Consider the following 11950-nt stretch of genomic DNA (forward strand, 5'->3'; position numbering starts at 1 on the left):
CGGTAATTTCCCCGAGACTCGTTCGACGTGCCGGCCACCGCCGCGCGCCGAGCCCGGTACGGCACCGGCCCCATCCGCCAAATATCGCGATGACCTGCCGAAACACCTCCGCCTCCCGGGCGTGTGTGTCATCGTTGACCCATGCGGTCACGACGATCGAGGACCTCTCATTCTCCGGAATCCGAGGGCTCGGTGTGCCCGCTGTCGAACCGGCGCCGACGCGGCACCGCGCTCACCGCAGTCCTGTTCGTGGTGGCGGTGGTGGCCGGCTGCTCGCATACGGGCCCGGTGAACTCGGTCCCCCGCACCGCGGCGCTGACCGATGACTGGAACGGTGTGCTGCCCCCGCCGGACGAGCAGCTGCCGATCGGTATCACCCTCACCGCGGACGGCGGCAGCGCGTCGGTTCCGGTGCTGGGCATCTACGATCGGCCGCTCGAACAGCTGAGCCTGCTGCCCGACGCCATCTCCTTCGCGATCCCGGGACTGTCCGGTGATCCGGTTTTCCACGGCCGCTACGATCCGGCCGGCGACGACCTCACCGGGACCATCACCCGATCCGGGCGCGATACGGCGCTGACGCTGCATCGCGGCGAGGTGGTTGCACCGCCACGGCCACAGGAACCGCAACCGCCGTGGCCCTACCGTTCCGAAGACGTGCGATACCGCAGTGGCGACGTCTCCATCGCCGGCACCCTCACCCTGCCGCGCGCACCCGGGCGGTATCCGGCGGTCGTACTGATCAGCGGCAGCGGACCACAGGACCGCGACGAACGGATCGCGGGCCACAAACCCTTCCTGCTGCTCGCCGACACCCTCACCCGCGCCGGATACGCGGTGTTGCGCACCGACGATCGCGGGGTCGGCGCGACGACCGGCCACCTCGACACCTCCAACTACACCGATCTGACCGACGACATCATGGCCGGGCTCGGCTATCTGCGCGGGCGGCCCGATATCGACGGTGACCGCATCGGACTGATCGGCCACAGCGAGGGCGGCTATCTGGCACCGCTGGCCGCCACCCGTCCCGACAGCCGGCTCGCCTTCGTGATCATGCTGGCGGGGCCCGCCGTGCCGGGATCGGAGGTGCTGCTGGCGCAGAACGAGGCATTCCTGCGCAGTGCCGACACCGATCGTGAGACGGTCCGCCACCGGGTCGGCTACATCACCACCCTGACCACGCTGATCCGCAGCGGCGACCGCGAGCAGGTCATCCGCTTCGCCACCGACCACAACGATGCGCTACCACCCGAGCTGCGGCAGCCGCAGTCGGCGATCGATGACCTCACCACCCCGTATTTCGACGCCCTGGTCGACTACGATCCGACCCCGGCCCTGCAGGCCCTGCACATCCCGGTATTGGCCACCTACGGATCCAAGGATATGCAGGTCCCGGCCGCACAGAGCGCACCCGCGGCACGGGCGGCCCTCGCGGGCAACCCGCGCGCCGAGGTACACGTCTTCGACGGGATCAACCACATGCTGCAGCCCGCGGACACCGGCAGCCCGCAGGAGTACGGCAGGATCGAGACCACCATCGCGCCCGAGGTGCTCACCTACCTCACCTCCTGGCTGGAATCGCATGTCACACCGGCACGCTGAGCTCGACTCCCGAGGTGGCGGCGGGGCATGTGAGTTGACACAGTGGTGGGGTGGGAATCTACAGCGAGCGGGTGCTCCCGAGACTGGTCGATCGAACCTGCGGTGTGGCCGCCAACGACCGATTGCGCGTACGGGTCTGCGAGGGCCTGCGGGGGCGGGTGCTGGAGATCGGCTTCGGCTCGGGCCGCAATGTGCCGTTCTACCCCGCCGCGGTGAGCCGCGTCAGCGCGGTGGAACCCGCGGATCTGGGCTGGCGGATGGCGGCCCGGCGAATCGCCGATTCCCCGGTACCGGTCGAGCGGGCCGGGCTGGACGGGCAGGCGCTGCCGTTCGCGGACAACGCCTTCGACAGCGCGCTGTCGACCTGGACGCTGTGCACGATCCCCGATATCGCGTCCGCGCTGCGTGAGGTGCGGCGAGTGCTGGTGCCGGGCGGGGCTTTCCACTTCCTCGAACACGGCCTCGCTCCCGATGCCGAGGTGGTCACCTGGCAGCGCCGCCTGAATCCACTGCAGCAGCGCATCGCCGGCGGCTGCAATCTCGATCGCGATATCCGTACGCTGCTGGAGGACGCCGGATTCGAGATTTCGGAGGTGGACCGGTTCTATGGGGTGCCTGCGCCGAGATTCCTTGCCGCACAATCGCTCGGCGTCGCCGTGTCGCCCTGATCATCGGGCGGGTCCGGCACGGTCGTGCGAGCAGGTCGCCGGGTCCGCCGCAACGCCTCGGTGGTGAAGATCGCCAGCGCCGCCCAGATCAGCGCGAAACCGATCCAGCGCGAGGCCGGCATCGGCTCGTGACCGACCAGCACGCCCCACGCCAATTGCAGTGCGGGCGTGAGGTACTGGAGTATCCCCATGGTCGACAACGGCACCCGCCCGGCGGCGAAGGCGAACAGCAGCAGCGGTATCAGGGTCACCGGGCCGGAGGCGATCAGCAGAGCGGTGTGGCCACCACCGTGCCCGAATTGGGCCTCACCGCGCAGCCCCAGCACGATCATCACGACCAGCGCGAACGGCGCCGACACCACCCCCTCGGCGGCGACACTGCGCATCGGGTCGAGCCGGATCACCTTCTTGACCAGCCCGTAGGTGGCGAACGAACAGGCCAGTACCAGCGCGATCACCGGCGGCCGCCCGTAGTCGACGGTGATCACCACGACCGCGCCGGCGCCCAGCCCCAGCGCCACCCATTGCGACCAGCGCAGCCGCTCCCGGAACAGGACCACCCCGAACAGCACGGTGACCAGCGGATTGATGAAGTATCCGAGCGCACATTCCACGACGTGCCCGGAGTTCACCCCGTAGACATAGGTGCCCCAGTTCAGCGCGATCGCCGCGGCGGCCACCGCGGCCAGCCGCCAGGTACGCGCGTCGATCGTGAACAACTCGCGGAACCGGCCGACGGCACACAGCGCGATCACCACCACGACCAGGGTCCACAACACCCGCTCGGCCAGGATCTCCACCGGACCGGCGAAGTCCAGGAGTCCGAAGAACGCCGGGAACATTCCCCAGATCAGATACGCGCCGGCTCCCACCGCGACCGCACGGCCGGCGGGCGACCGCTGCCCGGTACGGGCGGCCGGAGCGGGCACACCCGGTTTCGCTTGCTCCGTCGTGCCGTTCACCGTTCCACGCGCCCACACCCCGCGCACGCTACTTCCGTTCGGCAAGACCTGTCGAGCGGGTTTCGGGAGGTCTGCGTCACCCGCCGCGCGGTGGTCTCACCGATGCGATGCGAGCGCGTCGTCGTCGGGCAGCCGGACGACGCCGTCGAGATAACGCCGGCAACGGCCGGTCAGCAGGACCCGGTTGTCGGTGACGGTGCAGCGCAGCCGCCCGGTCCGGGCGGACAGCTGGCGCGCGGACAGATCGCGCCGGCCCAGATCACGGGCCCACAGCGGCGCCAGCTGGGCATGGGCGGAACCGGTGACCGGATCCTCGTCGACGCCGACGCCGGGTGCGAAGAAACGGGAGACGAAATCGGTCGCGTCGCCCGGCGCGGTGAGTATCACCCCGCGCCGCAGCGGCGGGAAGGCCGAGAAATCCGGGCGCGCCCCACGCACATCGGCCTCGGTCGCGACCACGACCACCTCGTCCTGACCGGTCAGCACTCGCAGCGGGCGCACCCCGAGCGCGTCGATCAGCTCCGGATCCGGGACCGTATCGGCGGAGGCGACGACGGGCAGATCCAGTACCAGCTCATCGCCGTTGCGACCGACGCCGAGCCAGCCACTGCGGGTGTGGAAGTGCACCCGGTCGGCCATCGGGTGCATATCGTCGAAGATCTGCGCGGCGGCGGCGAGGGTGGCATGTCCGCACATGTCGACCTCGGTCGCGGGAGTGAACCAGCGCAGTGCGAAGGCGGGGCCGTCCCCGGGCGGCAGACCGGCCTCGGGCGGCAACACCGAGGTGTAGAAGGCGGTTTCGGACAGCCGATTCTCCTCGGCCAGCCGCTGGAGGAGCTTGTCGGGCAACCAGGCCAGCAGTGGCATGACCGCCGCCGGGTTACCCGTGAAGGGTGCATCGGCGAACGCGTCGATCTGATGCAACAGGACCTCCATACAGGCGAAGGTACTCGCGTTGCGAATCGAAGCGCGGCACAACGATGTTCACGGCGTGCCATAGCATCCGACCAGTTCGACGCGCCGTCATCTCCCCCCGGGTCAGCGCTTTCGGCCCGGTGACTCCGGAAACAGATGGCGTTGTTCACCGCTCACCATCGCGGTGATCCACCAGGCCAGTTCGACCAGCACCACACCGATCGCACCGCAGACGAACGCCACCCCGGTCAGTTCGATATTGGCGGGATCCAGTTTGAAGAAGTGCCGGGTGAACGGCACCCCGAACAGGATCAGGTATCCCACGACCGAACCCGCGATCAGCAGGATCTTCCACCAGTTCCACGGCCGTGCCACGATCGCCAGCACCCACACCGCGATCACCAGCAGCGTGATCAACGCCGTCGTGCCCGTCTGCACCGCCTGGTCGGCCTCGCTCAGGGCCGGGTCGGCCCGCCAGCGCGCGATCAGATAGGCGATGAAGGTCATCACGCCGATCACCGTGCCCGAAGGCACCGCCAGCCGCAGCACCCGCGGAACGAAACCCGTTCGCGCCCTTTCGTTGTTGGGCGCCAGCGACAGGATGAAGGCCGGGATGCCGATGGTGAACCAGGCCGCGATGGTGACGTGCCGGGGCAGGAACGGATACGACAGCGCCTCGTAATGGAAGATCTTCGAACCGACTCCGCCCACACCCACGAGGAAGGCCAGCAGCACCGAGTACACGGTCTTGGTGAGAAACAGATTCGAGACACGCTCGATGTTGCCGATCACCCGGCGCCCCTCGCCGACCACATACGGCAGGGTGGCGAAGCGGTTGTCCAGCAGCACGATCTGCGCGACCGCGCGGGTCGCCGGGCTGCCCGATCCCATCGCGACGCCGATGTCGGCGTCCTTGAGGGCCAGCACATCGTTCACACCGTCACCGGTCATGGCCACGGTGTGCCCGCGCGACTGCAGCGCGCCCACCATCGCCCGCTTCTGATCCGGGCGCACCCGGCCGAAGGTGGTCTCGTGTTCGAGCACATCGGCCAATTCGCCCTGTTCGGAGGGCAATTGCCGGGCATCGACCGCGTGCTCACCGCCGGTGAGCCCGAGTGAGGCGGCCACCGCACCGACCGAGACGGCGTTGTCACCGGAGATCACCTTGATCGAAACATCCTGACCGGCAAAGTAATCCAGGGTCTCGCGAGCGTCCGGACGGACCTTCTGCTCCAGCACCACCAGTGCCTGCGCGGTGACCGTGGCCGGGGCGGCCGGATCGTCGACCGGACGGTCCGAGGAAGCCAGCAGCAGCACCCGCAGGCCCCGCGCACCGATGTCCTGTGCGGTCGCCGCGATCGGAGAATCCGGATCCAGCAGCACATCCGGGGCGCCGAGCAGCCAGTTGCCGTACTCGCCGTAGGAGATACCGCTCCACTTCTTCGCCGAACTGAACGGCGCGGCACCGGTGGACTTCCAGCCCGGATCGTCGGTCATGGCCTCGGCGATGGCCAGCACACTGGCATTGGGGCGCGGATCGTCGTGGGCCAGGGCGGCCAGTACCTCGCGCAGCCGCTGTTCGGGCACATCGCCCACCACCCGCAGTTCCGACAGTCGCATCCCGTTCTCGGTGAGCGTGCCGGTCTTGTCCGCGCACACCACATCGACGCGAGCCAGGCCCTCGATGGCGGGCAGCTCCTGGACCAGGCACTTGCGCTGCCCCAGGCGGACCACACCGACGGCGAACGCGATCGAGGTCATCAGCACCAGCCCCTCGGGCACCATCGGCACCAGGGCGGCGACCATTCCGTTGAGGGCTTCCTGCCAGGACTGATCGGTATTGAACAGCTGGTTGTAGATCGTCACCAGACCGGCGGGGATCAGCAGATAGGTGATGACCTTGAGGATCGTGTCGATACCGCTGCGCAGTTCCGAGTCGACGAGCGTGAACTTCGACGCCTCGGAGGCCAACTGCGCGGCATAGGCATCCTTGCCGACCTTGGTGGCTCGATAGGCGCCCGATCCGGCGACCACATAACTGCCCGACATGACCTTGGCACCGACGGTCTTGTCGATCGGATCGGCCTCACCGGTCAGCAGTGATTCGTCGACCTCGAGCAACTCGCATTCGACGACCTCGCCGTCGACCACGATCTGATCGCCGGGACCCAGCTCGATCAGATCGTCGAGCACCACCTCTTTCGGGCCGACCTCGGTCGCGGCGCCGTCGCGGCGCACCATCGGCCTGGCCTGGCCGACGATCGCGAGTTTGTCCAGGGTCTGCTTGGCCCGCAGCTCCTGCACGATGCCGACGACGCTGTTGGCCACGATCAGCAAGCCGAACATGCCGTCGATGATCGATCCGGTGGCCAGGACCAGGACGAACAGGACACCGAGGATGGCATTGATCCGGGTGAAGACATTGGCACGGACGATGTCGGCAACCGATCGGCTGGCCCGGTCCGGCACATCGTTGGTCTGCCCGTCACGAACGCGCTGTTCGACCTCGGTGGCGGTCAGCCCCGGTGCGCGCGCATCCTGCTCGGTGATCGACATGCTCGACAGCCTAGAGCGTTTCCGGCGAATCGGACGGCAGCCGGTCCCGGTGCCGGAGCCCGGCGAATCTCCGGCAGCGCACCCGGTCGGCGCCGGTCAGCGATCGACGATGCGGTGGGTGAGACCGATCAGATCCTCTCCGCGCAACCGCGGATAACCGTGCAGCAGCGCCACCCACTGCGGCGGAATCGCCGAGGCGCCCCAGCGGGCGCCGGCCAGTCCGCCGGTGATCGCCGCGGTGGTATCGGTGTCGCCGCCCGCGCGCACGGCGGCCTCCAGCGCGGCCGGCAGCGATTCGGTGTGGGTGATCGCCCACCACGCGGTCTGCAGTGCGTGCACCACCCAGCCGTTCTTCGGGAACTCCGCGGGATCACCGGATTCGGCCTGGTCCAGCAGCTCGGTCCAGAAATCGGCGTCGACGAAGGCCAGTGCGGCACGCAGGCCGTCGTAGGTACCGTTCAGCACCGCGTGCCGGATCGCCCACGACCACAGCACACAGGCCTCACCGGCCCGGATGTCACTGTGGGTCAGTTCGCTGATCGCGCGGGCTGCCGCGGCGCAGTTGCCCGGATCGTCGAGATAACACAGCGCGACCGGGGCCGTGCGCATCAGCGAGCCGTTCCCGGCCGTGCGCCCGTCGAGTTCGAACGAACGCCGCCGCATCTCGGCCGCGTCCTCGCTGCGCCACTGCAGTACCCGACTGGTCTGGTAGCCGACATCCTTGGGCCGGGAATCCCACCACCGCACGAAATGCCGCGCCACCGCGTCCAGGCCAGGGCCGTGATGCAGGATGCCGTGGTCGGCGGCGGCGAGAGCGACCCCGATCGCCATCGCGGTGTCGTCGGTCCACTCGCCCGGTTCCCAGCGCAACGATCCCCCGCCGCGCATCTCGATCGCCGCGTCCGGGGCCGGATGGGTGAATTCGTATCCGGCGCCGAGCGCGTCACCGGCGGCGGTGCCCAGCAGAACCCCCGTGGCCCGATCCCGTTGCTCCGCATCCCAGCTCACCGACACGATCATCTCCCCTCGATTGCCCGCGCGTCGATTATGGCGTGCGGTACCGACAAGTCCGGCAGGCTCAGGGATCCGGAACAACGCCGTCGTCGGGGCCCGGCGCCACCACATCGAGCTGTTCGGGCAGCAGCGGCAGCACCGCGAACCCCCCGGCGGACGCATCGGGCGGCAGCGCTTGCACACTGCGAATCGCCTCGTGGGAGGCCAATCCGCGCAACTGGGCCAGGGTGCCGCGGACCACCAGATTCACCACACAGGCACAGTCGGCGTGCAGACGCGCGGCCGACACCGCCGCGATTCGCCGCGATCGATCGTCGTCGGCCCGGACGTGGTCCATCGCACCCGCCGCCGCCGGCTGGGCGGCCCGCAGCGCGGCGGTGCCGGCCGGGACCGGCACCGTGATCACCGGCGTGTACACCCGATCCAGTGATACGTGGTAGAGCACCTGCGAGACCCGCAGTCCCACAACGATGCCGACGACGGCATCGCTGGTCGTGCCGGCCCGCAGCGTCACCAGCGCCCAGCGCGGATCGGTGTCACCTCCCGCCAGCGACGTCTCGGCGCGCTCCAGATAGTCCGCCACCCGCTCACCGGAATCGGGACCGAGCCGATCGGTACCGATCGCTCCCGGGCGCGGCGGGCGCGCCCAGCCGAGTGCCACCACCACGACCAGGACGATCACCAGCGCACCCAAACCGGCTGCGAACCACCTGCCCTCGCGCATTCTCACCTCCTGCCGCGGCTCACGCCGCGCGCAGCACATCCAGCGCATGCTCGAGATCGGCGGGATAGGCGCTGGTTATCTCGACCCAGCGACCATCGGCGGGATGGGCGAATCCGAGGCTGCGGGCGTGCAACCACTGCCGCTCCAGGCCCAGCCGCTCGGCCAGGCGGGGATCGGCGCCATAGGTCAGATCACCGCAGCAGGGGTGGCGAATCGCTGAGAAATGCACGCGGATCTGGTGTGTACGACCGGTTTCCAGATGGATGTCGAGCAGACTCGCGGCCTGGAACGCCTCGACGGTGTCGTAGTGGGTGACGCTGGGCCGGCCATCGGCGGTGACGGCGAATTTCCAGTCGTTGCCGCGAGCGCGGCCGATCGGCGCATCGATGGTGCCGCTGGAGGGATCCGGATGCCCTTGCACCAGTGCGTGATACCGCTTGTCCACCGTGCGCTGTTTGAAGGCGCGCTTCAACATCGTGTAGGCGTGCTCGGACTGCGCCACCACCATCACACCCGAGGTGCCGACGTCCAGCCGGTGCACGATGCCCTGGCGTTCGTGCGCACCCGAGGTCGAGATGCGATAGCCCATCGCGGCCAGCCCGCCGACCACCGTGGGCCCCGACCATCCGACACCGGTGTGCGCGGCCACGCCGACCGGCTTGTCCACGGCGACGATGTCGTCGTCGGCGTAGAGGATCCTCATCCCCTCCACCGGGGTGACCTCCACGGTCAGCTCCCGCTTGGGTTCGGGGAACTCGACCTCCAGCCAGGCGCCGGCCACCAGCCGATCGGACTTACCGGCCGCCGTGCCGTCGATCTGCACCGAACCGTCCTCGGCCAGGGTCGCGACCGCGGTCCGGGACAGCCCCAGCAGCCGGGAGAGCCCGGCGTCGACGCGCATCCCGTCGAGGCCGTCGGGGATCGGCATGGATCGGGTCTCCCTCATTCGCCCGCCTCCTTCGCATCGTCACCGTCGTCGTCACCGGAGCGGGTGCCGTCGGGTTCGAAACCGAACACCGTGAGCACGACCAGCAGGATCGCCCCGCAGACGATCGCGGAATCGGCCACATTGAACACCGGCCACCAGCGGGTGACGGCGATGAAGTCGATCACGTGGCCCTGCAGCGGCCCCGGTGCGCGGAACATCCGGTCCACCAGGTTGCCCACCGCGCCACCGAGCACCAGGCCCAGCCCGATCGCCCAGCCCAGCGACCGCAGCGTGCGCCCGATCCGGATCACTCCGATGACCACCGCCACCGCCACCAGGGTCAACAGCCAGGTCATTCCGGTGGCCATCGAGAAGGCGGCGCCCGAATTGCGGATCAGCGTCAGCCGCACCACATCACCGATGATCGAAATCGGTTCGCCCGGTGTCATCTTCGCGACCACCAGTGCCTTGGTGCCCAGATCCACCGCGAGCACGACCGCCGCGATCACCAGCAGCCACGGCAACCGCCGCGGGAATCCCGAGCCGGTACCACCGGAACCGGCGCCGAGATCGGAACCGGATTCGCCGCCGGGACCGCCCACGGCGTCGGCTTCGGCGGGCTTGCCGTCGTCGCGATCGGCGCCCGGACTCGCCGCGGACTCTCCCGGTTCGTCGGAGTCGTCGAGGTGTTGCGCACGCGGCCGGTCCGTATTCACAGCTAGCCATCATTCCTCATCGCACCGGCGGCCCGTCGCGGTGCCGTCGCCCAGTGCTCGGGCCCGGGTCGTCAAAGCTGTTTTTCAGGAACCGGCCGTACCCTGTTCGGCGTGACGGTGTTGTCTTCTCACTCGTGTGCCTCGGCGTCCGGCACGCGCCCCGCGGGTGCGCCCGGACGGGGCCCGACCCTGCGCGCCGTGCGATCGGGAGTGCTGTTGATGGTGCTGGCGGTCACCCTGTCCGCCCTCGGCGTCGGCTGTGGCGACGGGACCGAGACCACCAGCGATGCCGAGGTCGAACCCTCGGGATTCGGCAAAGAGGTGACCATGCCGATCGCCGCGGCGAGCGCCACCCTGGTCACTCCCGGCGAGGACCCGCGCGCCCCGCTGCACCCGGAGGTGGCCCTGGGCACTTCACAGCAGGTGACACTGCGGACCGAGCACCACATCGAACAGCAGATCAACGACAAGAACGCCGGCGACTTCTCCCCGCCCGCCGTCACCATCCCGCTCACCGCGCACACCGACCGCAGCGGTGTCGATCTGACGCTGGGCGCGGCCACCTCCACCGACCCCGAGCTCACGCAGCAACTGCTCAGTGCCGACGGTTCGCACGCGGCGTTCCAGACCAGCGACGACGGCACCATCACCTGGTTGCGGCTGACGACCACACCCGCCACACCCGAAGGCGCCCGCGCGGCCCTGGAACGGGCCTTCACCCAGGCCGTGTACCACTCACTCGCGTTCCCGGCCGAACCGGTCGGCGTCGGAGCGGTATGGACGGTGCATCAACAGGTTTCGGGCGACATCCAGCCCAGTGAGGTGAACCAGGTGACCACCGCGAGGCTCATCGGCCGGTCCGGCGATGTGCTCACCATCGCCCTCGACATCGTCCAGACGCCCAAGTCGTCGGCGTGGCGGCTGCCCAACAACGCCGGCTCGCTGGACATCGTCGACTACTCGGTGCACGGCACGGGCACCATCACCGTGGATCTCGGACTGCCGATGCCGACCGCCGGCGCGCTCGACATCGGCGGCCGGCTCACCTACCGCGAACCCCACAGCGAGGTGCTGCTGCGACAGGACATCGGCACCCGGCTGCAGTGGGAATCATGAACCGGGCCGCCGTGCTGCTCGCGGGTATCGCGATCGGTGTGAGCGCCTGTGGCTCCCAGCACGACGATTCGCTGCCCGCCCTCGCGGCACCGACATCGGTGCCACCGATCACCGCCCCGCCGGTCACCGATTCCGCCGCGCTGCGGGCACTGTTGCTGGGCCCCGCCGACGTTCCGCCGAGTTTCACCCAGCTCGACGACGCCGCCCCCGGCAACGGCCCCACTCCGCCCGATCGGTCCCGCACCGATCCGGTCGAATGCGCGAAAGTGCTGGCGCCGGTGGGTGATCTGTACCCGGGCTCGTCCGCTCGCGGCGATGTGCACTACTCCTCACCGAACTACGCCAGTATCGACATCGATATCGCCAGTTACGCCGACGGTGCTGCCGCCCAGGCATTCTCGGCGGTGCACAAGCTGCTGAACGACTGCCGCGCCTACTCCGGCACCGACGCCGACGGCACCGCGGTCGACTATCAGCTCGGCGGACTGTCGCAGCCCGCGGCGGGCACCGCCTCGACCTCGTTCCAGGTCCGCACCACCAGCGAGGGGATGTCGCTGTATTCCGCGGCGACCGTCGCGGTGGTGGGCAGCAGTGTCGTCCAGATCGCCGAAACCTCACCGGCGCCGATCGATCCGGCCGCGCTGCGCGATCTCACCGACCGGCAGATCCGCCGGCTGGCCGGCGCCACCGGCCCGTAGCCCGGGTCGCCGGGCACCGATCCGATCGGCGCCCGGCGAATGCCCGGT

At 69.2% G+C, this 11950-nt stretch carries 11 protein-coding genes; 4 read left to right on the forward strand and 7 right to left on the reverse strand.

All coding sequences use genetic code 11. The features are described 5' to 3' along the window. Window positions 1-141: 141 nt before the first annotated feature. Together AB0L57_RS17595 and AB0L57_RS17600 are read left to right on the forward strand one after the other, a co-directional pair. The gene (locus AB0L57_RS17595; protein ID WP_364962852.1) at window positions 142-1605 is read left to right on the forward strand and encodes an alpha/beta fold hydrolase; all 1464 of its coding nucleotides are present in this window, start codon (window positions 142-144) and stop codon (window positions 1603-1605) included. Window positions 1606-1655: 50 nt separating this feature from the next. Continuing rightward, complete coding sequence (locus tag AB0L57_RS17600) at window positions 1656-2273, forward strand: class I SAM-dependent methyltransferase (RefSeq protein ID WP_364962855.1); 618 nt, start codon at window positions 1656-1658, stop codon at window positions 2271-2273. On the opposite strand, the gene rarD is transcribed toward AB0L57_RS17600, so the two are convergent. The 7 genes from rarD to lspA all read right to left on the reverse strand — a co-directional run bounded on the left by rarD (window position 2210) and on the right by lspA (window position 10088). Next, window positions 2210-3145, reverse strand: a complete 936-nt coding sequence (gene rarD, locus AB0L57_RS17605; RefSeq protein ID WP_364963464.1) for an EamA family transporter RarD — start codon at window positions 3143-3145, stop codon at window positions 2210-2212. The two genes, AB0L57_RS17600 and rarD, sit on opposite strands and share 64 nt — an antisense overlap. 186 nt (window positions 3146-3331) lie before the next feature. Continuing rightward, a complete protein-coding gene (locus AB0L57_RS17610; RefSeq protein ID WP_364962858.1) occupies window positions 3332-4171 on the reverse strand; it encodes a PhzF family phenazine biosynthesis protein in 840 nt (279 codons plus the stop codon). A 102-nt stretch (window positions 4172-4273) separates the two neighbouring features. Beyond that, window positions 4274-6706 carry a cation-translocating P-type ATPase gene (locus AB0L57_RS17615; protein ID WP_364962860.1) on the reverse strand — a complete coding sequence of 811 codons (2433 nt, stop codon included), beginning with the start codon at window positions 6704-6706 and terminating at the stop codon, window positions 4274-4276. A gap of 96 nt (window positions 6707-6802) precedes the next feature. Further along, entirely contained in the window at window positions 6803-7714 is a 912-nt protein-coding gene (locus AB0L57_RS17620; protein WP_364962862.1) for an ADP-ribosylglycohydrolase family protein, read from the reverse strand. Between the two features lie 70 nt (window positions 7715-7784). Beyond that, complete coding sequence (locus AB0L57_RS17625) at window positions 7785-8444, reverse strand: hypothetical protein (RefSeq protein ID WP_364962864.1); 660 nt, start codon at window positions 8442-8444, stop codon at window positions 7785-7787. A gap of 19 nt (window positions 8445-8463) precedes the next feature. Then, window positions 8464-9390 (reverse strand): RluA family pseudouridine synthase, encoded by a 927-nt coding sequence (locus AB0L57_RS17630; RefSeq protein ID WP_364962866.1) that lies wholly within the window; start codon window positions 9388-9390, stop codon window positions 8464-8466. After that, window positions 9387-10088: a signal peptidase II gene (gene lspA / locus AB0L57_RS17635; protein WP_364962869.1), complete on the reverse strand. Its 702-nt coding sequence runs from the start codon at window positions 10086-10088 to the stop codon at window positions 9387-9389. Before lspA ends, AB0L57_RS17630 begins: the two co-directional genes overlap by 4 nt. Window positions 10089-10286: 198 nt before the next feature. Between lspA and AB0L57_RS17640 the strand changes: the two genes are divergently transcribed. Then, window positions 10287-11204 carry a hypothetical protein gene (locus AB0L57_RS17640; RefSeq protein ID WP_364962871.1) on the forward strand — a complete coding sequence of 306 codons (918 nt, stop codon included), beginning with the start codon at window positions 10287-10289 and terminating at the stop codon, window positions 11202-11204. After that, a complete protein-coding gene (locus AB0L57_RS17645; protein WP_364962874.1) occupies window positions 11201-11902 on the forward strand; it encodes a hypothetical protein in 702 nt (233 codons plus the stop codon). The genes AB0L57_RS17640 and AB0L57_RS17645 overlap by 4 nt, the downstream gene beginning before the upstream one ends. Window positions 11903-11950: the final 48 nt, after the last annotated feature.

It is taken from the genome of Nocardia sp. NPDC052254, from assembly GCF_040679495.1.
In the GTDB taxonomy this organism is placed as follows: domain Bacteria; phylum Actinomycetota; class Actinomycetes; order Mycobacteriales; family Mycobacteriaceae; genus Nocardia.

Bases quoted from the DNA above. Each gene is read 5' to 3' on its own strand.
- AB0L57_RS17595 (WP_364962852.1), top strand. From the start codon at position 142: ATGCGGTCACGACGATCGAGGACCTCTCATTCTCCGGAATCCGAGGGC.
- AB0L57_RS17610 (WP_364962858.1), bottom strand. From the start codon at position 4,171: ATGGAGGTCCTGTTGCATCAGATCGACGCGTTCGCCGATGCACCCTTC.
- AB0L57_RS17615 (WP_364962860.1), bottom strand. From the start codon at position 6,706: ATGTCGATCACCGAGCAGGATGCGCGCGCACCGGGGCTGACCGCCACC.
- AB0L57_RS17625 (WP_364962864.1), bottom strand. From the start codon at position 8,444: ATGCGCGAGGGCAGGTGGTTCGCAGCCGGTTTGGGTGCGCTGGTGATC.
- AB0L57_RS17630 (WP_364962866.1), bottom strand. From the start codon at position 9,390: ATGAGGGAGACCCGATCCATGCCGATCCCCGACGGCCTCGACGGGATG.
- AB0L57_RS17645 (WP_364962874.1), top strand. From the start codon at position 11,201: ATGAACCGGGCCGCCGTGCTGCTCGCGGGTATCGCGATCGGTGTGAGC.